Source organism: Legionella quinlivanii, from assembly GCF_900461555.1.
GTDB classification, from domain to species: Bacteria; Pseudomonadota; Gammaproteobacteria; order Legionellales; family Legionellaceae; genus Legionella_C; species Legionella_C quinlivanii.
Genome location: NZ_UGOX01000001.1, coordinates 2,002,115 through 2,025,445 on the forward strand (window position 1 = coordinate 2,002,115; position 23,331 = coordinate 2,025,445).

The following is a 23,331-nucleotide window of genomic DNA, read 5'->3' on the forward strand; positions in this document are numbered from 1 at the left end:
AATGGGAAAAGAGGTCCTAGCAAACACCTCCGGTGAAAGTGGTAACAGAGAAATTACTGATTTCATGAATATTTCTGGAGAGTCCAGTACTGGCTGAAAATCCAAAATATAATGTTGCTGGAATTGCTCCTGCTTGTGCAAATAAATTATAGTTTGTTATATATTGAGTACCATTAATATACAAATTCAATATCCCGGAACCAGTGATGGTGATGTGATAATTCAGAGGGATTGACTGATTCCGTAATGCTACATTCTGCCATAAACTGAACCCGGGAGTAACGCTTGTGATGAAAGGATTATTAGGAGATGGTCCTCTAATTGCAATAGAGTTTGGCTGCTTTCCAGGTCCTCCAGTACAGATAGGCATAAGAAGATCACAGGTAGGTTTAGAAAAATTTCCAAACTCATCTAATCCAATACCTACGTAGCCTCCAGGAATAGTTGCATATCCAAGCCCACCGCCAAAAACACCGATATTGGCAGGAAGTCCTTGAGAGGCATCCAATAGAAAAAAACTAAATCCGTCAGCACCATCGCCACCGAAGGAATAGGTTGTAAATTTTACATCTATCCCCTGGGATGTGAGAACAGGTTGGGTTGTTATAACCCCGCCTTCTTCAAAGAAATTGGCTAGCGTCAATCGTAATGTACCTTGACCATTTATATCAGGAACATTCCCATTTAATCCACCAGGAGTACCTGCCTGACAAGTCGGTATACTTCCATTATTCACGCCTGTTGCTGTTAAACAGGCATTACCATAGGATTGCCATGACAAAGCAGCCGATGCATTAGAGAAAGAATCCTGAGCCAATATTGCTTCACAACTAAGTCCAATATTAGTCACATTGGATGCAATTATGCCCGAACCGTTTGTAACTTCACATTGTTGGCCTGCAGGTTGAGTTAATACGGTAACATTATACAGAGAACCAACCACCAGGGCCTCTGAAAAAACGAAAGGACCATTTGAGGGTATCGCCAGGTAATTTCTATTATTATTTTGAAGTACTGCACTGGTCCCCTGTTTTAGACAGCTTGTCACCCCACCCACTGTATAATAATTCGTTGTCGGCAAGGGAGGCCCCTGTAAAATATTTAATTGCTCCCCTGCACAGGGCTCACTACAACGCAATGGGTTACCCAGGTCGCAAAGTACAGGCCCACTATTAATGCTCCCTTGCAAAGCGCCTCCATGAATCGTTAAGTTCAGAATGCAGGATTGCTGATATCCTAGCCACATTGTGCCTGGACAATCCCAGGGACTGCTAATAACCTGTGAAACTCCTGGAATCGGCCTCATGATGAGAGTATGTGGCCTGAGAGATTGATTGGTAATCTGATATTGGACTGTTGCTGTGTCATTCGCAGCTACCGTCAGGCTTGTCTGAGTTAATGGTGTAAATGTCCACACAGGCATTCCTGCATAGGCTACCGTCAGTAACGAGGTGCCAATCAGCGTTGCAATAGTTTTGGAAATAAACAAGTTAGCCATAAACGTTCCTTCAGCCAATGTATGTCAGATTAAATAAAATACCCTGAGCGATAAGGTGATTGAGCTTCAGCCCTGAATTCATGCTCTGCCCTTCAGCGCGACCCAAACGGCTTTTGCCCCAATCAGCCAGCGTATAACCTCCCCCGATTTGCCAATGCCTGTTCAGTATTTTCTGTAGGCCAGCCCCAAGAGTCAGCGCTAATGCGGTTTGTTGATTAGCGTTGAAATCGGGAACAGGGAACACACCACAGCTTAATGATTTATTGCTAAACTCATGAGCCTGATTAAAACTCACCCCAATGCCGCTGCTTATCCAGGGTATAAACCCAGTTTCTTTATTAAGCAGCAGTTTACCTTGAACAGCAATATGTTGGTGGTTAATACGGTAATGGTATCTATGATTGTTAAACTGCGGGTCTGCGTCATCCCAAATTTCACCACCCAATCGCGCAGTGCCCATCACTGCTCCCGATAAACCTAATTGACCGCGCAAGATGTTGCTTAATACTTTCTCCATTCCAATAAATAATTCACCAGCTCCCGTTGAGCTGATGCTTTTTTTCGCTGCATAGGTGTTCTCAATTTCCGGCGCCAAAAAAAGAGTCTGTGTTTTCCCAGCCTTTGTCCAAACAGTTCCACCACCCACAGAGACTACCCAGATCCCAGCATTTTGAGCTATCAAAGGATCTGATAGCAGACAAGATAATATTATTAGGCAAATACTGCGTTTCCTCATCATGACCTCCTAATCTCCTTATCTTGGTGATGCAATACAACCCCGCTTTGCTATCTGACGGTGATCCAGTAAATGTTACCAAGGCCTATAACAGCCCCTGCGTGGGGCAGCCAATAATCAACCTTTAACCCAGTATTTGTCATAGACTTCAGCGCTCGAATCCCTTCGGCCCAGGGCTTTCAGCGGTTTGCCGCTCATTAAATAATCTTCAATAGTTTCCAAACTGAGGCCTTTGGTTTCTGGCATGAAATAATAGCTGTAAATCAATCCAAAGAAACAGATTGCTCCATACAATGCGAAAGTATATTCAATTCCGATTCCGGCATGCAAAAGAGGAAAGCTAAAAACGACCAAGGTATTGAAACCCCAGTTGCTGATTGAGGATAAGCCCATACCTGCGCCTCTAACGTGCAAAGGAAAGATTTCCGACATCGCAATATGCGGGATGGGGCCAATACTGATAGCAAAGGAAAATATGTAAACCGTCAGGCAAATGACAGAAAGAGAAGCGATTAAAGAGGTCTGGTAAAATGAAAAGAGACTCAGCGCAAAAAGACTGATAAATGCACCAGAGAAACCAATCAAAAGAAGCTTTCGGCGCCCAAGCTGGTCTACCCAGAATATAGCACCAATGGTAACGAGCATATTGACCAAACCAATCCCCATGGTTGCCAGAATTTGTCCAGTTGCATTGTTAAAACCAAGATTTTTAAAAATTTCTGGTGCATAGTAGATAATGACATTGATACCGCTTAATTGCTGTAAGCAGAATAGCATCATACCAAGGGATAAAACCGGCAGCATGGAACGGCTGAATAATTGCTTCCAGCCCTGTGCGTGGGGCTCACGGCTTAATGTTAATTCAATATGCTGTAATTCGTGACTACTGTTTTCCTTTCTCAGACGCTGCAAGGCATTGGCAGCCTCTTTTTTTCTCCCAACACTGTATAACCAGCGCGGAGATTCGGGAAGAAACAGAATAAAAATAGTCAGCAAGGCCGCTGGAATGGCGCTTGAAGCAAACATCGAGCGCCAGGCATTTTGTTCAATCAATAAATAGTTAACAGAATAGGCACATACGATACCTATCGTAATCGCAAGCTGATAAATAGCGACCATCGCTCCGCGCCATTTTTCAGGAGCAGTTTCAGCCAGGTAAAGCGGTGTAATTACTGCCGCAGTACCAATGGCAATACCAAGAATAAAGCGCGAAACAATCAGAATCCACTCCTCGGCGGCAAGAGCTGCCCCCAGAGCACCGAGAAAAAAAAGCAGACCAGCTGCCGATAAAGCGCTTCGTCTGCCAAAATATTTTACCAGTTTGGAAACAAGCAAAGCACCAATCAACATAGAGCCAAGAAGCGCCCCGAAAGGCAAAGCGGAAGTCATAACCCCGACTTCAGTATGATTTAAAGCGAAATGCTCTTTCACCAGAGCAAGGGAGCCTGCAATGATTCCTTCATCATAGCCAAATAGAAACCCTGCTAATGATCCAATGATTGCAACTAATAATGCCATTTCTTATCCTTAATTAAGCTCAAGTTTACCAATCTGATTCATCTACACTTTGTCGGAAATCAGAGCATTGGCTTTTTTGCAAAGATCCGTGATTAATTGCCAATCTCCGTTCTGCACCGCTGTTTCAGGAACCATCCAGGAACCTCCAACACACTGTACATTAGGCAATGCCAGATAGTCCATACAGTTGCTGCCATTAATCCCGCCAGTAGGGCAAAATACAGCATCGGGTAAAGGGCCATAAAATGATTTCAATGCTGCAACACCACCCACTGCGCCTGCGGGAAAAAATTTAAAATGCCTGTATCCCATCTCCATACCCAGCATGACCTCAGAAACACTGGATATTCCGGGAATAAGTGGAATTGAAGTTTCTCGCCCCGCTGATAACAGACTGACAGTAGCCCCTGGGCTTAAGGCAAAGGCCGCACCGGCCTCGATCGCCTGTTGTAGCTGTAAGGCATTAAGCACCGTTCCCGCGCCAATAATCATCGTTTTCATTTCCTGGCTCAACAGATGTATCGCTTCAAGTGCGATTTCAGTGCGTAATGTCACCTCCATGATGCGAATGCCTCCGTTTAACAAGGCTTCAGCCAATGGCAAGGCTTGATTAAGATCTCTGATTACAATGACAGGAATCAGCGCACTGGCAGAAAAAACCTTTTCAGCCGATAGTTTCCAGTTAAAAGACTCCATTCTCACTTATCCTTTGTTTTAAATATGCAGCAGCTCCCAGTAAGCCAGGCTGTTCCGCAGTGATTACATAGGTTGCAATTTTTTGATTAAAGCCTGTAAAACGCCCTTTATTTTCAAAACGCTCACGAAATTCACTACCGCTCAATAATGGCAATAATCTGGGAACAATTCCTCCTGCGAGATAAACGCCTCCCAGGGAATTAGCTGTTAAAGCCAGATTTCCGGCAAAACTGCCAAGACTCGCAAAAAACTGATTGACTGCCCTTACTGCGAGAGGACAAGCAGAAGTGAGCGCTAATTGTGCGATTTCAGCAGCAGACCGAAACTTAATGGCTTGGTCTTGAAACATTGCCAAAGCCTGATAAAGATCTTCAAGCCCTCCTCCTGATAAAACACGCTCACAGGAGACATGTCCGTATTTTCGGGACAAATATTGATAAATGAACCACTCCTGTTCAGTCTGGACTGGCCAGTCAGCATGCCCCCCCTCACCCGCAACAGGGAGATACCCCTGACTGCCGCGAATTAACTGAGCCACTCCAAGACCCGTACCAGCACCAAGAACCAGCATGTTTTGATGTGGTTCTGAATAACCGCCGCCTATCTGCAATTTATGCAGAGATTGTAATACGGTAAGGCTCATGGCCGTGGCAGTAAAATCGTTTAGAATATATAAGTGGTTTAAACCTAGCTTCTGCTTTACAGAGTTAGCTGAGAATTGCCAGTGAGAATTGGTCATGGAAATTGTATCGCTACTGACGGGACAGGCAATGGCAATCGCTGCCTGCTTAATATCTTCCACTTTGCAACAGTTCAAATAGTGAATCCAGGCATCCTCTATGCCCTGATAATTGGCACAGGGAAGGATTTGAATCTGATCTATAGTCAGGCTGTTCAGCTCAACACGGCAAAATCGGGCATTTGTACCCCCAATGTCTGCGGCAACCGCATACTGCTCACTCGCCATTTACTGCAACTCCTTCAGCAAAAAGACTACAAGCCCCTTCCTCAGCACTTGAAAAATTATTTCTTAAATGGACAAATAACTCTCTTCCCATACCTTTAACTGGCTCGGGCGTTCTGCCGGCATGTTGTCTGTTTTTTAATTCCTGAGCAGATACCAGCAGTTCGACAATCCCTCTTTGCCCATCGATAAGAATCATATCGCCATTTACTATTTTTGAAATAAGCCCTTGGTCGACAGCCTCGGGAGTGACATGAATAGCGGCTGGCACCTTGCCGGAAGCGCCGGACATGCGGCCATCTGTTAAAAGGGCAACGCGAAAGCCTCTATCCTGCAATACACCAAGCGGAGGAGTCAGTTTATGCAACTCAGGCATGCCGCAGGCTTTAGGCCCCTGGAAACGTACAACGATAACACAATTTCTCTCCAATTCGCCGGCATGAAATGCCATTTCAAACGCTTCCTGGCTTGAAAAAACCACAGCAGGCGCTTCAATCACCTGATTTTCCTGAGCCACTGCAGAAGTCTTGAAAACAGCTCGCCCGAGATTACCTGATAACACCTGCAATCCTCCTTGAGGCTGAAAGGCGTCGCTCACCGGGCGCAAAACATTGATATCAGCTGACTGAGATTCATTTTCAATCCATGACAGTTGCCCGTTATCGAGAATCGGCTTTTGTGTATAACGCTGAAGACCAAATCCAGCCACAGTGTGCACATCCGCATGCAGTAACTCATTTTCAAGAAGGGTTTTTATCAGATAGGCCATACCGCCTGCCTGCTGGAATTGATTAATGTCCGCTTCGCCGTTGGGATAGACACGGGCAAGTAAAGGGGTAATCTTCGATAGCTCTGCAAAATCATCCCAATTGACAATCAGGCCCGCTGCTCGCGCAATTGCAATCAAGTGCATGGTATGATTAGTTGAACCACCCGTTGCCAGCAAACCAATAATGGCATTGACAAGCGATTTCGCATCAACAATCTTCCCTACCGGCAAATACTCCCCTCTTAAATCGGTCAGTTCAATAATTCTCTGTGCAGCGGCTTTGGTTAATTCATCACGTAAAGCAGTGTTTGGATTTACAAATGAAGAGCCAGGCAATTGCAAACCCATTATTTCCACAAGGAGTTGATTGGAATTGGCTGTTCCGTAGAAAGTACAGGTACCAGGTGAATGATAGGAAGCCGCTTCAGCGTCTAGCAGCTTGTCTTTGTCTACTTTCTTTTCAGCATACAACTGGCGTATTCTCGCCTTCTCTTTGTTAGAAATCCCGGACGGCATAGGTCCTGCGGGAATTAGCATAAAAGGTAAATGACCAAACGATAAGGCCGAAATTAACAGACCCGGTACTATTTTGTCGCAGATGCCAAGCATTAGACCGCCGTCAAACATATTATGAGATAAGCCGATAGCCGCAGACATGGCGATCACATCACGGCTCAAGAGGCTTAATTCCATACCAGGCTGCCCTTGCGTGATACCATCACACATTGCCGGCACACCCCCTGCGAACTGAGCAATGCCTCCGGCTTCTGCAATCGCCTTTTTGATTAATGAAGGATAATGCTCATAGGGCTGATGCGCAGATAGCATATCATTATAAGCGGAAATAATACCGATATTTGGCTGTCTCATTTCACGAAGAACCTGTTTTTCGTGAGAAAGACAAGCGGCGAACCCATGTGCCAGATTACCGCAATGCAGGACTTTACGATGAGGCCCCTGAACTCTGGCCTCTGTTAGTTGGGAAAGGTATTTTTCACGCAAAGAAAGACTTCGTTCATTAATTTTGTCGGTGATTTCTCTGATACGAAAATGCATAACAACCTCATGAAGGAGCAAACATAACCTGCAATCGGGTTGCAGGCTGATTAAGAAAAGCACGAATAGGCATGGTTAAGACGTCGTTGTCGGCTAATGCCTCCTGAAAGACGCGCATCTTGTTCTCACCGACTAGCTGTAAGAACAACTTCCGGGTTCTGAGCAGACGGGGTTTGGTCAGCGTAATACGTTGAAATGGTGCATGCATTGGCGTTAGCGCAATCACATCTTTTGCACAATTGGATAAGCCATATTCCAGCTCTCTGCTGCCAGGAAATAAAGAAGCGGTATGGCCATCTTCTCCCATTCCCAATATCACCGCGTCAAACAGAGGAATCCTGGCAAGTTTGGCTTCAGCTTCACCAACAGCTTCTTCAATAGTTGAATTTTGAGTATAAAGATTAATAAAGGTAGCCGCAGCCGCTTTGTTTTTTAAAAGACAGTTCTTTACCAGCCATTCATTACTATCCCTATCCTGTGTATTCCAACGCTCATCCACCAGAATCACAGAAACAGCATTCCAATTTAAATCCTTGGCAGCCATCACCTCAAATAGTGCAGCCGGAGTTTTTCCACCGGAAACTGCCAGATAAGCTTCCCCTCTTACTGCAATGGCCTCATTAAGGATTTCTATCAATCGATTGGCAAATTCCTCATGAAGTATTTCACAATTTTCAAAACGATGTATATCCATTTACTCATCCCAACTATGTGCATCCCGAGCTAATAAACTGGTAGCCATAGCCGGCCCCCAGGTTCCTGCCTGGTATGGACGTGGCGCCTCGGAGCTCTCCTGCCAGGCCTTTAAAATACCGTCAATCCAATTCCAGGCTTGCTCCACTTCATCTCGTCGTACGAACAAATACTGATTACCCAGCATTACCTCCAATAAAAGACGCTCATAGGCATCAGCAATGCGCTGTTTGTTGAAGGTTTTGTCAAAACTTAAATCCAGTTTGCTTTCCTGAAGCTGCATTGTTTCCCCAAGTCCCGGAATCTTGTTCATGATTTGAATTTCGACCCCTTCATCAGGCTGCAGGCGAATAATTAACTTGTTAGGAGCAAGTTGTTTGTAGGTTTTCTGAAAAATGTTGTGCTGTGGGGCTTTGAAGTAAACAGCCACTTCACTGTGCTTTTTCGGCATTCGTTTGCCAGTTCGCAGATAAAATGGAACACCTGCCCAGCGCCAGTTGTCGATATTGACCTTCATTGCGACAAAAGTTTCAGTTCTGCTTTCAGAACGGGCTCCCTCTTCTTCCAGATACGCAGGAACAGATTTTCCATTAACAAATCCACTTGTATATTGCCCGCGCACAGTTGAGGCTTGAACATTGGCATGATTGATAGGACGCAATGCCTTTAGCACTCTAAGTTTTTCATCCCGAATACTATCCGCGTCCAGACTAGTGGGAGGCTCCATAGCAATCAGAGATAAAACCTGCAGCAAATGATTTTGCAGCATATCACGCATCTGGCCCGCATCATCATAATAACTCCAGCGTCCCTCTACTCCCACCTCTTCGGCGATAGTGATTTGCACATGGTCAATTGACTGATGATCCCAGTTATTTACAAACAATGAGTTAGCAAAACGTAAGGCCAGTAAATTCAAAACGGTTTCTTTTCCGAGATAATGATCAATTCGATAAATCTGGTTTTCTGCGAAATAGCAAGAGACCTGATTATTGATTACAATCGCTGAAGCCAGATCCTTGCCAATAGGTTTCTCAAGAACTATACGGGCAGGAAAATCAGCCAGACCATTTTTAGCCATGCCCTCGGCAATATGCCCGAATAAAGAAGGAGGTGTTGCAAAATAACCAATTGGGATCAGATGATTCGTTGTTTGCTGGCTTAATTTCTGATACTTATCAATTTGTAACAAATCCAGTTGAGAATAACGAAGGCGCGAAGCCAGGCGATCCCATACTGCATTATTAAAAGGAGTATTCAGAAACTTTTTTAGATTGGAGGAAACAAAATTTCCATAGGACTCAAGACTAAACTCTTCGCGGGCTACACCGTGGATAAGCGTATCCGCATGCAGCATTCCTGAACTTTCCAACTGATAAAGAGCGGGTAAAAGTTTTCGGCGAGCCAAGTCACCTTGGGTGCCAAATAAAAAGAGGTTGCAGGGTTTATGTTTGACCAGCATCTTGCATTGAATCCTTTCATTCCTATTTCAATCCCTGAAGTTTACAATAGCAAGAGTCAGGCTACAAATCATTTTTGAGATTAAAGCCAGGCCCAGGTACTTTAGTAATATTGTTCAATAGATTACCAATAAGATTATCAGCAATATCCGGGTTAGCTATGCCATGCGAGTTAGACGCTCTAAGAACCTCTTCATTATATCTAATACGCTTATCCTTACCCAGCTTGTAAGCATCTTTAGCTACCTCAATCAGATGCAACTCCAAATCTACTAAATAGGCCTGAGGAAGCTTGTTTTCGCCAAGGTCATCCTGGATGAGCTTTGCGCATTTATCCATAAAACTAAAACAAAAGATGAGCAGTGCATGAAGTTTCAAATTTCCAGCATTCGTCTTTAAAAAGTTGATTTCTGTATTCAAAGTAGATTGCAATTCATCAAACCAGGGTCTCACAAGATTATGAAGCGCTTTCAGCGGTTTCTGAGCATCAAGCTTATCAGATGTTCTGTAAGTGGGGTTACTGTTATTTGCAAACGCTTTGTAGGAGTCGGCAAATAGGATCAGGAATAAATCAACCTGACTGACAAGAAATTCTTGAATATTCTCAATCCCGGGAACGTCTTTAGGGAATTTGGTTTTAAAAAAATTATCCCAGTTTTGAATCAAGCTATTCATGTCATTCATATCAGAATTAAAACCCTCAAGCCATTTAGTATTTTTTTTGCCTAGCTTATACTCGTTGTTTTTTGAATCTACATCGAGTTTATAGTCACTGTTTTTTGACTCATCATTGAGCTCTCCTTGAGAAAATTTCTGCTTTTTATAAAAGCCTGGATAGCCGGGAGCCGCAAGCGATAGAGGAGCACCGTTTTGAACACCTTCCTTTGAACTGTGATGACCTTGAGATTTACGCGGCACAACTGCTCCTTAATCGACTAGTTATTCTGATAATTTTACAGTAAATAACAATTTTTATCCAGTCAGTTTTATATTTAGACCTTTATGGGTAGTGTAATTCCATCGCATGATGCCGTTAAACGATGTTCCTCTCTTGCTTTCTTCACCATAAAGAATGTTGAACCGCAGCCGTAAAATGAATCAACGGAGCGTTTCAGGCTTCCCCTCCCTGATTCACTGCCCTCAGTGATCTGTGAACTGGAACTGGATAAATCCATCGAACTGGTCAAAGAGGAATTTGAGCTGCTCAAATCGACTTCACTATCACTGTCGCTCGCACAAAGATGCGTTGATTTTCCTGTTCTGAGTCCCTGATGAACTTCTCCGGTTAACATATTGTGCACGCCTGGAAAACTAACTCCGTGCGACCCACGGTATTCTATACCTTTGAATTCAGATAACACGCTATCACATGCCTGGCAGCACAACTTGGAGATACCGATATGAACAGGCTCCTCTGGCTTTATCGCATTGTTCTGACGCAGATAGTCAACTATCAATTGTTCAGCATGCCAATTCCCTTTGCCAATGCTGTCTGAACGGACTAATAATTCGTAGTTGCCAGATGTTAATGCTTTGGCTTGCTCGATAGATAACCCTGTATTGGCTATACCATAGTATTTTGTGAGGAAATAAGAGGATGCCAGCTTTAATAATGCCTTTTGCAGGTGCTCTCTTTGGCTTTCACACTTTTTATTGCGCTCCGGCACTACCGTAGCATAACCGCCCGCATCTTCCTGACCTAAAGCCCTGACTGCCAGTGCCGCCAGAGCCAGGCCCTTGGCATTAAAAGCAATATTTAACTTTTCATCCGCAAGCGATTCACCATCGGTAAGTAAGATATCAAGATCATCTGAGACTTCAAATTTAGAATCAGCCAGAAAATCTGCTTCCATTTTTTTGATGAAATCCTGCACGATATGCAAGCGCCGGTCCATTATTTTAGTAAATTTGCTGATAGTATCCGCTTCGTCAGTCGCTGTAATACGCGGGAAGTTAGAGGCTATTACCAATTTCCCTTCATGCAACACGACTGCAACACAGGGGCTAATCGTATCATGCACTGCCATAAGACGACTCAGGCTATCGACGCGTCGTTGTGCTTTTACTGCGTTTTTGCTTGTTCTTTGCGGCTCAGGAGGAACAGCGATATGATTGTCACGGATAAATTGATCAATAAAATTAGCATGCGGAAATTTATTCGTCGCAGCAGGTGTCAACGCTAACTGATTAATTATCGCAGGAACGATTTTATTGACGATGTCGTTATCCTCTACACCAGTCTCTGTTAAATAATGAGCAATCCCTTTTGCTTTACTATTGGAGATATTAATTTTTGGCTGGTGTTTGGCAGCACTATTAAGGATTAACTCTTGAATCTGAGATTGGCGCATTGTAAACCTCGGGAATTGAATCTTAGCTTTCAGTGAAAACTGAACATTTTTGAGTAGTTTACAGGTCAAAAATTAACAAAATATTAAAAGATGAATACTTTTTCGAATTATTATGCACGAATTCACATGTATTGATTCGTGAGTCAGCTAGAGTATACTGAAACCTCACATGCTTCATAGAAGTTAAAAGGATTTAACTCTCAACAAGGAGGTTGTAATGAAGTTCAGATTATTTTATGCGGCTCTGCTCCTGTCTCCCCTGTCAGCATTTGCAGATGAGGTTCCTATAAATCAACCTGTAATACCTGCTGCAAACGCGGCTCCTGAAAATACAGTTACCCGCCAATATACAACGGAAGACAAAACAGCTGATCTGGCCAGTTTTCAGCGCAGTATTGATTACCCCACACAAATTGTGCGAATCAAAGGAAGCCTGGCAGATAAAAATTTAAGTTGTGATGAGGTCAATGCAGCGATTGATAAGGCTATGGTTTCAAAAATAACGCCTGATAAATTTACCTACAATATTTATATTTCCTGCAGCTATGATCCTCAGACTCGTCTGGCGACCAGCTTTCTGATCAATACTTATTTTGATCCGCTTTCAGATAATGCTATCGATTATTTAAATAACTATCTGGCCGAATATAATGGCTCTGATCTGCTAGGAACCACTTTTAATATTGAAAGTGCAAAAGGTGTTGTTATCTCCATGAACCTCAATGCCGGTTATAAGAATAACATGCGCAAAACCACTTATACTTTATATCACCAGGATCGTGGAAATTATTTTTTTAAGAGCAATTATGATTTGAAAAAGGAACTCATAGCCGATATTTACAGCCGCTTCTATTCCAACGATCCGGAAGTCGTTCTACCTTTTCTCGACAAATGGATTAGCCCCTATGCGAGCTCTATTTATCCTGGAATTCTTCGCTCTTCCAATTATGTCGAGCTACAGCCTGAAAGGATATTCGTAATGGACCATGAGGGTGATCTTTTTGTGTCTAATTTGAAATATTATTTTGCTCACACCTGCACTAAATATACCAACAAACGTTGTATGTAAAACACTACCATTCTTTATCAGGACTACAAGAATTGCAGTCCTGACAAGCTTCTGATTAAAACGTTGTAAACAGATAATAATAACCCTTGTATAACAGGAACAAACCAATCAACAAATAAATCAAAGCCATTATCAGCAATCCATTGGCATGTGCTGACCACCAGTGGGCCATTCTTACTGCCTGATCTGGAAAAAATAAACGCAGGAGCGCACTCAATAGAATAAGCCAGCCAACAAGGGTAATAATTAATGGCCAGGCGAGTACCCAAACGTTATGACTGACAACAAGCAGTAATCCCAGAATCAAAGTGATAATGGCCATAAATAGCATCAGCGGTGAATCGGCAACCATCGCATTGATTAAGGGGTGTATATTTCTGCGGCGGAAAAACACGTATAAACTGGTAATCACCAAATACCAGCCGATTACTTTCGCTAGGAAAATTGTAATGTCCATAGCGTGCTCCAAAATACAGTTTCTATATTATTAGTATAGTCTAAACAATTGTTTCTTTGTTATTTTTTGAATAATTCCGTCAAATCATCAGAGGGTTTTAGCTGCATTTTTTTGATAAAAAAAGTGCCCAAAGCAGCTATTAGAAAATTAAGAATTAATGTGTAACAGGATAAATATCCCGGTATAATATAATCTCCTATTTTCAGTGGATAAATAGAAGATTTAAAGTTTAACCACAGGATCCCCCATGTGCCGCTGATAATTCCCACGATCCAGCCCAAAATCAGAGCTCGATAATCAAACCAGCGCGTATACAAACCCACGATAACAGAGGGAAATGTCTGGCTTATCCAGATTCCACCCAATAATTGTAATTGAATGATGTAATCCAAAGGCAAAAAGAGAATAAATGCCAGAGCACCAGCCTTAATCAACAGGGAGATAATCTTGGCAATTTTCGCCTCATCCTTAAGCGACACTGAAGATCTGGTATATTCTTTATAAATGTTTCTCGTGCATAAATTAGCTGCAGAAATCGACATAATTGCAGCCGGCACCAGGCCGCCAATGGCAAAAGCTGCGAATGCAATGCCAAGGAACCAGTCCGGAAAGCTATCAAGATACAAAGCCGGCACCGCAAAATTCGCTTTATATTGCTGGAAATAGGCGGTAAATCGAGGATTTGCTTCAACACCAGCCGCCAACGCCATATACCCTAGCAAAGCGCATATTCCCAATAGCACCGAGAAAAGCGCAAGAAGGATCATATTTTTTCGGATAGCGTTTTCATTTTTAGCACTCAGCATCACATTAATGCTGTGCGGATATAACAGCAATGCCAATGCTGAGCCAAATGCCAGTGTAAGGTAGGCACTGTATTGATTCATATTACCCTCTATGGGGGCTTTTAACAGCAGCTTATCAGTGGGGATTTTGGCAAAAATAGCAGAGAATCCCCCTAACTTTGCTGGAATTATCAGAATGGCTGCAATCAAAGCGATATAAATTAATATATCTTTCACCACTGCAATCAAAGCAGGAGCTCTGACCCCGCTTCGATACGTGTAAACAGATAATACAATGAAGGCGATGATTAGAGGTGCCTCACCAGCCAGACCCGTAGTAGGGAAGCCTAAGGCTGCAATAATGATCTGAATTCCGGCTAGTTGCAAAGCGATATAAGGCATCGTTGCGATAACCCCGGTTATCGCAACCAGTAAAGAGAGCAGTGAACTGTCATAGCGGGCCCTGACAAAATCGGCTGCTGTAATAAACCCATGTTGTTTTGATACCGACCATAGTTTTGGAAGTATAAGAAAGCCGAGCGGGTAAACAATAAAGGTATAGGGAATCGCAAAAAATCCAAGAGCGCCAGCCCCATACATAAACGCAGGAACAGCAATAAAGGTATAAGCCGTGAATAAATCGCCTCCTACTAAAAACCAGGAGATAATGGTTCCGAAACTGCGCCCGGCCAGAGCCCATTCATGAAGAGAATTCATATCTGCCTTTCGCCAGTGAACAGCCATAAATCCGATGAGACTTACCAACAGAAAAAGGAAAAGAAAAATCAGCAGCATGCTAAGAGACACAAATTACTCCATATTGTGAATCACTCCCTGAAACCTGCTCATTATAAATAACAAATACAAAGGAATACCAGTAAGTTCTGAGTCTTATGCTTATTTAAGAAAGATGATCACGAATAATTAAATAAATGGTCTACATTTGTAATATATGATGTTGCATTGAGAAGTTTATGCCAGGCTCAGATCCCCAAGCCCAATTGGGCTACACCAGTAATAAGGAAATGTCCCAGGATTTCCTGATCCCAATGATCAATCGTATTCTTGAAAAAGGAGGCGTTAAGCTTACAGCTAATGATGATGGAATATGTAATGGGCTGGCAGCTGTGTACATTAAATATGCTTTGCAGGGAAAAAGCAGTGAATTTGCAGCCATGCTGAATGCCATTAATCAGAGAGGTCAGCAGGCAATTATGGAAGGGATTAATGAATCCCCTCCTCCCTCCACCAGTTCAGATAGTGAAATTTCAGATAGTGATATCAACCGCTTCATTCAGGAGGTCGTCTTTTGCTTTCTGCCTGATGAATTTAACAAACAACTGAGCCAGGTGGACGCCGTGCATTTGGTAACAGTTCCCGTGGAAAAGCATATAGAAAATCCCGATGGAAATGTAACCCAAGTCTCTGAACCTCAGAAACTGCAATCTGTTTACAAGCTGGGGCTGGTGGCAGAAAAGGGAGCCTGGAAACAGATTTTCAATAAGATGAGAGCGCCTGATACCGCCTGGCATGTAGGCTCTCTTGATCATGCAGTAGCGGTTCATGTCAATAAAGAGGGTAATTTCGAGGTTTATGATCCTAACTATCGCAAAATAGCGGTGTTCAAAGATGGCCATCCAAAACCTGAATCCACAGCAGCAGGCCAACTGGAAAATTTTTTATTCAGACGATTTGCAATGGAAACCAATAAGATGGCATTGACTATTGACGTAGTAGCTCATCCGCAGGCAGCAATCGATTTTAACTTTCCTGATAAAGCAAGCTTTATCATCGACAATCTTAGTCGAAGGTATCCTGACGTAAAAAATGACGCTTTGAAGAACAGCAAGGGGGCCCCCTATAATCAATTGGCTATGGCAGCAAGAATTAACGATACAGAAATGTTAAAATTATGGCTTGAAAAAGGCAGTTCTTCTTCACACGTCGCTTTATTAGCTGCTGTTCAGGATAATCGGCTTGATTCTTTAGAGGTATTGCTTGAAAATCAATACCGTCATTGCTTAAACGATCCTGAAAACAGCCCTCTTTCCGCCTATTATGACGCGGTTAAAGTGGCCTTGAAGAAGGGGCGTACAGAGTCACTTGGAAAATTGCTGAATGATCATGACATCCGCTTATCTATCAGCCAGCTACTTCAAAATAATGCGCAGGGAACCGAATTTCAGCTTGAACTTCTAAGCAATGCGGCTAAATCACGTAACCCCTATTGTATCCGAATTTTAACTGATTTTCTGAAGGATAATGTTCCCGACCTGGATTTCGCTCAATTAATCAATTCCGGTAATGTGCTGGAAATCGCCCGGGAAGCTGGGAATCCGCAATGTGTACAGATATTAAAAAATCTGGTCGCCGAAAAACCCGGCATAGCTCAGGACAGTGCAAATGACCTGAATTCAGCAGAGGATGAAATGCCCGCCTACCCTTCTAATGAAGAGGAAGTTAAGCATTTTATTTGGAGATTGCCGTCTTTCAGAGAAGTTATCTCCATGATAGTAGATAAAATAGCCAGTTTTTTTAGATCGTCAAAAGCCGAGACTGACTCATCTACTCAAAAATATAAGACACAGATTGATGAAGTGAAGTCTGTGACTCCATTATCAGATGCTCCAGCCGCAACCAGTCAGAGCATTAAATCTCGCCTGTCGATTGAAAAAGCATCCAATGAAGAAGTTTCTGAGGCATCCTCTTTTTTAAGTAAGCCATCGGGTTAAAACCGTCTTCATTTTAATCCGTTCCAATCTCAGTCACCCAGTAAACGATCGCAATAATCACCGCGCCCAGAAAAATCCATGCTAACTGATACCAGTAAAAAAAGGGAAAACCGAATAGCATCGGCTCAAGCTTGTTGTACCAGGGTAAAGGCAGGACCGCCAGAATGGGAATCAGCAAGAGCCAATACCAGTGTCGTTTGGATTTACGAAGCATAGGTAACTAATTTAAGACGGGATTTTTTTATGGTCATTGAATTAAACAAAAAATGCAATAGGATTTTTCATTTGCAAAAGACAGTGATACTATTTGCCTCGATGGATAAAGCCTCTCTTTTCAGGAAGCACAGGCTACTCAACAGTGGAACAGGATATGGCAATGGATGGCAATATTAATTCGTATATGATACTGGTTGCGATAATCGCAGGTTTGGGTGGTTTCCTTTTTGGTTTTGATTCAAGCGTGATTGCCGATGTGCAGGATCAGATTATCCGTCAGCTATCCCTTAATTCATGGGAATGGTCTCTCGTTGTCAGTTTTAGCCTGCTCGGTTCGATCGCAGGCATTCCGCTAAGCGGATATCTTTCAGATCAGATTAGCCGTAAAACGCTGCTAAAAATAGTTGCCATTGGCTTTATTCTGGGGACCGCCAGTTGTGCGCTTGCCGATACACTTAATTATTTATTACTTGGCCGGTTTATCATTGGGGTCTGTATAGGAATTGCCTCGTACATCGCCCCTTTATTTATCGCGGAGATATCTCCTCCAAAGAACCGGGGCGCACTGGTTTTGATTAATGGACTTGCACTCACTTTTGGCCAAGCGGTTGCCTATTTAATTGGCTATTTATTGCAGGATAGCGCCGCCTCCAGTTGGCGTCTCATTTTGTGGACCGGGGTACTACCTGCACTTTTATTACTTATCGGCATGCTGTTTGTACCCCATTCCCCACGCTGGCTGGTAAAAAAACAGGGGATTGAGAAAGCGGTTGCCGCATTGAAAAAAATAAGACCAAAAGGCGCAGATCTCAGGAGTGAAATCGCTGAAATAAAAAATAACAGTTCGCCACTCAAACTGTCTAAAGCGCTTTTATTGAGCAAGCCCTTTTTTTCAGTGCTGGCAGTTGGAACGCTTCTTGGCGTGTTTCAACAGTTCTCAGGAATTAATGCGCTGATGTACTACGGCCCGATGATTTTCCAAAGCGCAGGGTTTCTATCCATCCACACGGCTATTCTCGCCACCTTTATCATAGGAGTGGTCAATTTTATTTTCACCGCGTTCACGCTCTGCTTTGTGGATCGCTTTGGCCGCCGTTCCCTGCTATTAAACGGGATGATGCTCGCCAGTCTGAGCCTGTTCGCCATAGCATTCTGCTTTAACCGCATATCGCCTGCAATCATTCTCCTGCTTTTCTGTACTTATGTGATGGGCTATTGCATTAGCGTAGGTTCGCTGTTCTGGGTATTAATTTCTGAAATATTCCCACAAGCCACTCGCGGATTTGCCATGAGTATTGCCACCGTCATTCAATGGCTGGCGAATTTTCTTGTATCGATTTCTTTCCTTACATTCTTTACCAATACCGGACCCTCATTCACTTTTTCCATCTTCGGGGGCTTCTGTTTACTCGCCTTTTTCTTTATTTATTACTTTATACCGGAAACAAGCGGTGTTTCTCTCGAAAAAATTGAAGACAATCTGCTTAAAGGTCACAAAATCAGGGATCTTGGACAAAATCTCAATACGCAAAAAAATAAACTAGCACTAAACTTGGAAATCTGAAATGAATAAAAAATGTCGAATGGGAATTATTGGTGCCGGAAGGATTGGAAAATTGCATGCCGCCAATTTGAAAACACAACTCCCTCAGTTTGAGCTGAATGCCATTGCGGACCCGCAACTGGACACTCACTGGGCAAAAACGCTGGATATTCCGCTGCTCAGCACATCTGTTGAAGATATACTTGATAATCAGGATATCGACGCTGTATTAATTGCTTCGCCCTCTCATTTGCATAGCCAACAGATTCTTAGGGCCTGCGAGTCTGGAAAAGCTATTTTTTGTGAAAAGCCCTTGGGCTTATCCGAACAGGAAATTCTTCAAACAATTGAAGCAGTAAACAAAAATAATACCCTGCTGCAAGTCGGCTTTAATCGTCGCTTTGACCCCAGTTTTTCAAATTTACAAAACCGTATAAAAACAGGTGAAATTGGTCAGACGCAACTTATCTGCATTACCTCACGTGATCCTGCATGCCCCTCAAAGGAGTATTGTGCAACCTCAGGCGGCATTTTCATGGACATGAGTATTCATGATTTTGATATGGCCCGCTTCCTCGCCAATTCAGAAGTGGTTGAAGTTTATGCAGCTGGCGCTGTCCTGATAAACCCTGAATTTGAAGCCTTTAATGATGTCGATACGGCGACAATACAACTGCGCTTTGCGAATGGCACACTGGGCATTATCAATAATAGCCGGCAAGCAGTTTATGGCTATGATCAGCGGATCGAAGTCTTGGGTTCAGAAGGAATGCTGCTCGCTGGAAATCAACCTTCCCATCAAGTAGTAAGTTATGGGATGAATGGCATCCACTCTGCTAATCCCCTGTATTTCTTTTTAGAACGCTACCAGCAAGCTTTTATAACCGAATTAACCGCATTCTATCAAAGCTGGATCTCTGAAAAGCCTGCGCTGGTCTCAACCTTTGACGGACTTCAGGCATTAAGAATTGCTCAGGCGGCAAAACAATCACTGGAAATTAATGCGCCGGTCAAATTGTAATCCTGAATGAGAGCGAAAATGTCAGAACTAAATTATGTAAAAGAGAGGCCCATCGATTTAATTTGTATGGGCCGAGTGGCAGTAGACTTCTATGCAGAAGATATAGGACTTGCTCTTTCAGAAGCCAGTACTTTTAAAAAATACCTGGGGGGATGTGCTGGAAATATTGCTGTTGGGGCAGCGAGACTGGGATTAAGCTGTCAGATGTTTTCCTGTGTGGGCCAGGATGAAATGGGTGCTTTTTTAAAGCAGACACTCATTAAAGAAAACGTTAATATCGATTTACTTCAGGAATCAGATGCCCACCTGACAGGGCTTGTGCTTTTGGGTATTAATCCCCCGCATCACTTCCCTCTAATGTTCTATCGAAATAATTGCGCCGACATGCAGCTTAAAGCAGAACATATTTCAATAAAAAATTTGGAAAAGGCAAAGGCTCTCCTTTTTACAGGCACAGGTTTATCCACTGAAGCCATGCTTGCAACGACGCTGCATACGCTTGCTCTCGCTAAAAAAGCAGGCACACTCATTATTATGGATCTGGACTATCGCCCCGTTCTATGGAATCTGACCACAGCAGGTGATGGCGAAACCCGTTATCTGCCCGCGGCAGAAGTCACCTCTATTTACCAACAGGTTCTTGCTGACTGTTCATTCATTATTGGTACCGAGGAAGAAGTGTTATTGGCAGGAGGTGCGGACAATCTGCCGGCAGCCATTCATTGTATCCAATCCCTTAGCCAGGCTCCAATTGTTGTTAAACGCGGACAGTTGGGCTGCCAGGTTTATCTTAAAAATGCCTCCACACTGGAATCAAAACCTTTTCCGGTTGAAGTTCTGAATGTTCTGGGAGCTGGTGATGCCTTTATGGCCGGTTTGTTAAGGGGCTTACTGCGTGAAGAGAATTGGGAAACTGCAATGGAGTGGGCAAATGCCAGCGGCGCCTTGCTGGTAACACGACATGGTTGTGCGCCCGCAATGCCTTATTGGGAAGAGCATCAGTACTTTATACGTGAGTTCGCTAACAATCCACTGGTATGGAAAAGCCATGCTTTAAATCAGTTACATGAAAAAAAAACTCAGGTACTTACTCCGAATTATCCTTTCCAGGACGGCCTGCATTCGATTGTCGAAATGGAAAATAATCCTTTTGAAATCCAAATGAATTTCCAATCATTGCGTTTAAGAAAAGGAGAGACCTTTCAGTTCAATCCTTTATTTGAATTTGCCGCATTGCTAATGACTGGACGAGTTGATTTCCACTTCGGAGATAAACAATTCAGGGCCGAACGCTGCGATTATTTTGCTGAAAACCCGATTGTCTTACACTGTTCAAGCGATTCGATAGCTTCCGTACAAGCTCACAGCGATTGTGAACTGTTAATTATGGAAACTGAAAACCCCACTCCCTTTGAGCCGATGGTTTTTACAGAAGGCAATATGCTGGAAACCGATCATCGCGGACAAAAGCAATTGGAAAACACCGCTTATCGTATAGTTCGTACGGTTTTTGACAAGCGTAATCGGCCAGAATCCAATCTGGTTGTGGGCGAGATTATCAGTTTTCAGGGGCGCTGGTCGAGTTATCCCTCCCATTACCATGCACAGCCTGAAATTTATCATTATCGGTTTTCAGAACCCCAGGGATTTGCATTAGCAGAAAATGGAGGGCAGACACTTCGCATAACACATGGCGATACCTATCAGATAGCCGCCAATAAAACTCATGCCCACTGCACTGCTCCCGGTTATTCGCTTTATACTCTGTGGTTTATACGGCATCTGCCTGGTGAACCTTACGAACAGCCAACTTTTGTGGATGAACACGACTGGACTCGCAGAGACTGTGCAAACCAAAGAGTATGGCAATTAATTTAACGAGAGATGTAATGCAAACTATAAAATTAACGACCGCCCAAGCTTTACTTCGTTTTCTGGCCAATCAATATATTAAGCTTGATGGCATTGAATACCGCTTTGTACAGGGAATTTTCGGTATTTTCGGTCACGGAAATGTAACCGGGATTGGCGAAGCTCTGGAATACGATACCAGCGGTCTGACATACTACCAGGGCCATAATGAGCAAGGCATGGCGCATGCAGCCACTGCCTACGCCAAACAAAAAAACCGGCTAGGCATTTTTGCCTGCACCTCATCCATTGGACCTGGTGCGACCAATATGATTACCGCAGCGGCGACAGCCACTACCAATCGAATTCCTCTATTGCTGCTTCCAGGCGATATATTCAGCTGCCGCCAGCCCGATCCAGTCTTACAGCAGTTGGAAGTGTCCCATGATTACACAATTTCTGTAAATGATTGCTTCAAGCCGGTGAGTAAATACTGGGACAGGATTCAAAGACCTGAACAATTGATAAGCGCCTGCATGAACGCACTCAGGGTTCTTACTGACCCTGCAGAAACCGGAGCAGTGACTCTTTGTCTTCCTCAGGATGTGCAATCCGAAAGTTATGATTATCCGGAACCCTTTTTTGCCAAACGTGTATGGCGAATTGAAAGAGAGTCTGTCAGTCAGGAAGCTATTGATGAAGCAGCCAGGCTTCTATTGAATGCACAAAAACCTTTGATTATTGCTGGCGGAGGAGTTCACTATTCCCTGGCAGCAGACACCTTGGCTGAGTTTGTCTCTCAGCATCAAATCCCCGTAGCAGAAACCCAAGCGGGTAAAAGCGCCCTTCCCGCCTCTCATCCAATGAATGTCGGAGGTATTGGGGTTACTGGATCAGAAGCTGCCAATCTGTTAGCGGCACAGGCCGACTTAATTCTGGTGGTTGGTTCGCGCCTGCAGGATTTTACTACGGCCTCCAAATGGGGGTTTAAAAACGAAACCTGCCAATTGATTAACTTAAATATCAGCCGCTTTGATGCCGTCAAAATGGATAGCATGATTTTAAAAGGGGATGCCAAACGCGGTCTTCTTCAATTAAGCCAGTCAATGAAGAATTTTGAAACCTCTCCGGGCTATCGCCAGCATATTCAGCGATACCGCAAAGCCTGGCAGGACGAATTAACCCGAGTTATCGCCATTCCTGAGAAAAGAGCGAATGGATTGTCCCAAACAGCTATTCTTGGCTTATTAAATCAGTTGACCACTAAAAATGATGTGATAATCGGTGCAGCCGGCAGTCTGCCAGGAGATTTGCATCGCCTCTGGCAATCCAAAACAGCTAAGGACTATCATCTTGAATATGCGTATTCCTGCATGGGCTATGAGATTTCAGCGGGCCTTGGCGTGCGTATGGCTAAGGAAAAAGAAGAGGGCGAAGTCTATGTACTGGTTGGAGACGGCAGTTATATTATGTTGCACTCCGAATTACTAACCTGCATTCAGGAAAAGTTGAAAATAACGGTTATTCTTTTTGATAATCATGGCTATCAATGTATACGCAATCTGCAAGAGGCCAATGGCAGCATGGGTTTCGGAAATGAATTCCGCTATCGTTCTTTGCAAAGCAAACAGTTAGACGGCGACTACATTAAAATTGACTTTTGCCGCTATGCCGAAGCACTGGGAGCACAATCCATTTATGTCGACAGTTATGACGACTTCAAAACGGCACTCGTAAATGCGAAACAGAATACAGGCAGTAGCGTAATCGTCCTTCCTGTTTTACCCAAAACAATGAGTAAGGGTTATGAAACATGGTGGCGTGTGGGAGTGGCGGCTGTCTCTAATTCTAAAAAAGTAAGAGCTGCTCATGCCAATATGCAGCAGCAAATAGAAAGCGCAAAATTGTTTTAAGGA

At 43.5% G+C, this 23,331-nt stretch carries 19 protein-coding genes; 6 read left to right on the top strand and 13 right to left on the bottom strand.

Features of this window, described 5'->3' with window-relative positions:
• Positions 1-16 precede the first annotated feature (16 nt).
• The 10 genes from DYH61_RS08640 to DYH61_RS08685 form a co-directional block, all read right to left on the bottom strand.
• A complete protein-coding gene (locus DYH61_RS08640; protein WP_058507408.1) occupies positions 17-1,498 on the bottom strand; it encodes an L-type lectin family protein in 1,482 nt (493 codons plus the stop codon).
• 10 nt (positions 1,499-1,508) lie between these two features.
• The gene (locus DYH61_RS08645; RefSeq protein WP_234999824.1) at positions 1,509-2,237 is read right to left on the bottom strand and encodes a porin family protein; all 729 of its coding nucleotides are present in this window, start codon (positions 2,235-2,237) and stop codon (positions 1,509-1,511) included.
• 114 nt (positions 2,238-2,351) lie between these two features.
• On the bottom strand, positions 2,352-3,752 hold the full coding sequence (locus tag DYH61_RS08650; protein ID WP_058507406.1) for a sugar porter family MFS transporter: 1,401 nt from the start codon (positions 3,750-3,752) through the stop codon (positions 2,352-2,354).
• Positions 3,753-3,794: 42 nt separating this feature from the next.
• Complete coding sequence (locus DYH61_RS08655) at positions 3,795-4,448, bottom strand: bifunctional 4-hydroxy-2-oxoglutarate aldolase/2-dehydro-3-deoxy-phosphogluconate aldolase (RefSeq protein ID WP_058507405.1); 654 nt, start codon at positions 4,446-4,448, stop codon at positions 3,795-3,797.
• A complete protein-coding gene (gene glk, locus DYH61_RS08660; protein WP_058507404.1) occupies positions 4,435-5,415 on the bottom strand; it encodes a glucokinase in 981 nt (326 codons plus the stop codon). Before glk ends, DYH61_RS08655 begins: the two co-directional genes overlap by 14 nt.
• Entirely contained in the window at positions 5,405-7,237 is a 1,833-nt protein-coding gene (gene edd, locus DYH61_RS08665) for a phosphogluconate dehydratase (protein ID WP_058507403.1), read from the bottom strand. Before edd ends, glk begins: the two co-directional genes overlap by 11 nt.
• 7 nt (positions 7,238-7,244) lie before the next feature.
• Positions 7,245-7,931 carry a 6-phosphogluconolactonase gene (gene pgl, locus DYH61_RS08670; RefSeq protein WP_058507402.1) on the bottom strand — a complete coding sequence of 229 codons (687 nt, stop codon included), beginning with the start codon at positions 7,929-7,931 and terminating at the stop codon, positions 7,245-7,247.
• The gene (gene zwf / locus DYH61_RS08675; RefSeq protein WP_058507401.1) at positions 7,932-9,392 is read right to left on the bottom strand and encodes a glucose-6-phosphate dehydrogenase; all 1,461 of its coding nucleotides are present in this window, start codon (positions 9,390-9,392) and stop codon (positions 7,932-7,934) included.
• A gap of 61 nt (positions 9,393-9,453) precedes the next feature.
• Positions 9,454-10,308, bottom strand: coding sequence for a hypothetical protein (locus DYH61_RS08680; RefSeq protein ID WP_058507400.1), 855 nt, complete (start codon positions 10,306-10,308; stop codon positions 9,454-9,456).
• A gap of 74 nt (positions 10,309-10,382) precedes the next feature.
• On the bottom strand, positions 10,383-11,741 hold the full coding sequence (locus tag DYH61_RS08685; RefSeq protein ID WP_058507399.1) for a nucleic acid/nucleotide deaminase domain-containing protein: 1,359 nt from the start codon (positions 11,739-11,741) through the stop codon (positions 10,383-10,385).
• A gap of 217 nt (positions 11,742-11,958) precedes the next feature.
• Here DYH61_RS08685 and DYH61_RS08690 point away from each other — a divergent pair, with 217 nt between their 5' ends.
• A complete protein-coding gene (locus DYH61_RS08690; protein ID WP_058507398.1) occupies positions 11,959-12,810 on the top strand; it encodes an Lpg0189 family type II secretion system effector in 852 nt (283 codons plus the stop codon).
• 55 nt (positions 12,811-12,865) lie between these two features.
• On the opposite strand, the gene DYH61_RS08695 is transcribed toward DYH61_RS08690, so the two are convergent.
• Positions 12,866-13,267: a hypothetical protein gene (locus DYH61_RS08695; RefSeq protein WP_058507397.1), complete on the bottom strand. Its 402-nt coding sequence runs from the start codon at positions 13,265-13,267 to the stop codon at positions 12,866-12,868.
• A 59-nt stretch (positions 13,268-13,326) separates the two neighbouring features.
• Positions 13,327-14,859, bottom strand: a complete 1,533-nt coding sequence (mctP, locus tag DYH61_RS08700) for a monocarboxylate uptake permease MctP (RefSeq protein ID WP_058507396.1) — start codon at positions 14,857-14,859, stop codon at positions 13,327-13,329.
• 167 nt (positions 14,860-15,026) lie between these two features.
• Between mctP and DYH61_RS08705 the strand changes: the two genes are divergently transcribed.
• Positions 15,027-16,784, top strand: coding sequence for an ankyrin repeat domain-containing protein (locus tag DYH61_RS08705; protein ID WP_058507395.1), 1,758 nt, complete (start codon positions 15,027-15,029; stop codon positions 16,782-16,784).
• A 13-nt stretch (positions 16,785-16,797) separates the two neighbouring features.
• On the opposite strand, the gene DYH61_RS08710 is transcribed toward DYH61_RS08705, so the two are convergent.
• A complete protein-coding gene (locus DYH61_RS08710; protein ID WP_058507394.1) occupies positions 16,798-16,998 on the bottom strand; it encodes a DUF3311 domain-containing protein in 201 nt (66 codons plus the stop codon).
• A gap of 162 nt (positions 16,999-17,160) precedes the next feature.
• Between DYH61_RS08710 and DYH61_RS08715 the strand changes: the two genes are divergently transcribed.
• Genes DYH61_RS08715 through iolD form a run of 4 tightly spaced genes read left to right on the top strand, consistent with a single transcriptional unit; the run spans position 17,161 to position 23,328 of the window.
• Positions 17,161-18,564: a sugar porter family MFS transporter gene (locus DYH61_RS08715; RefSeq protein ID WP_058507393.1), complete on the top strand. Its 1,404-nt coding sequence runs from the start codon at positions 17,161-17,163 to the stop codon at positions 18,562-18,564.
• Position 18,565: 1 nt separating this feature from the next.
• Positions 18,566-19,564 (top strand): inositol 2-dehydrogenase, encoded by a 999-nt coding sequence (gene iolG / locus DYH61_RS08720; protein WP_058507392.1) that lies wholly within the window; start codon positions 18,566-18,568, stop codon positions 19,562-19,564.
• An 18-nt stretch (positions 19,565-19,582) separates the two neighbouring features.
• The gene (gene iolC / locus DYH61_RS08725) at positions 19,583-21,442 is read left to right on the top strand and encodes a 5-dehydro-2-deoxygluconokinase (protein WP_058507391.1); all 1,860 of its coding nucleotides are present in this window, start codon (positions 19,583-19,585) and stop codon (positions 21,440-21,442) included.
• An 11-nt stretch (positions 21,443-21,453) separates the two neighbouring features.
• Positions 21,454-23,328, top strand: coding sequence for a 3D-(3,5/4)-trihydroxycyclohexane-1,2-dione acylhydrolase (decyclizing) (gene iolD / locus DYH61_RS08730; protein ID WP_058507897.1), 1,875 nt, complete (start codon positions 21,454-21,456; stop codon positions 23,326-23,328).
• Positions 23,329-23,331: the final 3 nt, after the last annotated feature.

Coding starts and splice junctions, on each gene's coding strand:
- DYH61_RS08640 (WP_058507408.1), bottom strand. CDS start 1,498: ATGGCTAACTTGTTTATTTCCAAAACTATTGCAACGCTGATTGGCACC.
- DYH61_RS08645 (WP_234999824.1), bottom strand. CDS start 2,237: ATGATGAGGAAACGCAGTATTTGCCTAATAATATTATCTTGTCTGCTA.
- DYH61_RS08650 (WP_058507406.1), bottom strand. CDS start 3,752: ATGGCATTATTAGTTGCAATCATTGGATCATTAGCAGGGTTTCTATTT.
- DYH61_RS08655 (WP_058507405.1), bottom strand. CDS start 4,448: ATGGAGTCTTTTAACTGGAAACTATCGGCTGAAAAGGTTTTTTCTGCC.
- glk (WP_058507404.1), bottom strand. CDS start 5,415: ATGGCGAGTGAGCAGTATGCGGTTGCCGCAGACATTGGGGGTACAAAT.
- edd (WP_058507403.1), bottom strand. CDS start 7,237: ATGCATTTTCGTATCAGAGAAATCACCGACAAAATTAATGAACGAAGT.
- pgl (WP_058507402.1), bottom strand. CDS start 7,931: ATGGATATACATCGTTTTGAAAATTGTGAAATACTTCATGAGGAATTT.
- zwf (WP_058507401.1), bottom strand. CDS start 9,392: ATGCTGGTCAAACATAAACCCTGCAACCTCTTTTTATTTGGCACCCAA.
- DYH61_RS08685 (WP_058507399.1), bottom strand. CDS start 11,741: ATGCGCCAATCTCAGATTCAAGAGTTAATCCTTAATAGTGCTGCCAAA.
- DYH61_RS08690 (WP_058507398.1), top strand. CDS start 11,959: ATGAAGTTCAGATTATTTTATGCGGCTCTGCTCCTGTCTCCCCTGTCA.
- DYH61_RS08695 (WP_058507397.1), bottom strand. CDS start 13,267: ATGGACATTACAATTTTCCTAGCGAAAGTAATCGGCTGGTATTTGGTG.
- DYH61_RS08705 (WP_058507395.1), top strand. CDS start 15,027: ATGCCAGGCTCAGATCCCCAAGCCCAATTGGGCTACACCAGTAATAAG.
- DYH61_RS08710 (WP_058507394.1), bottom strand. CDS start 16,998: ATGCTTCGTAAATCCAAACGACACTGGTATTGGCTCTTGCTGATTCCC.
- DYH61_RS08715 (WP_058507393.1), top strand. CDS start 17,161: ATGGATGGCAATATTAATTCGTATATGATACTGGTTGCGATAATCGCA.
- iolG (WP_058507392.1), top strand. CDS start 18,566: ATGAATAAAAAATGTCGAATGGGAATTATTGGTGCCGGAAGGATTGGA.
- iolC (WP_058507391.1), top strand. CDS start 19,583: ATGTCAGAACTAAATTATGTAAAAGAGAGGCCCATCGATTTAATTTGT.
- iolD (WP_058507897.1), top strand. CDS start 21,454: ATGCAAACTATAAAATTAACGACCGCCCAAGCTTTACTTCGTTTTCTG.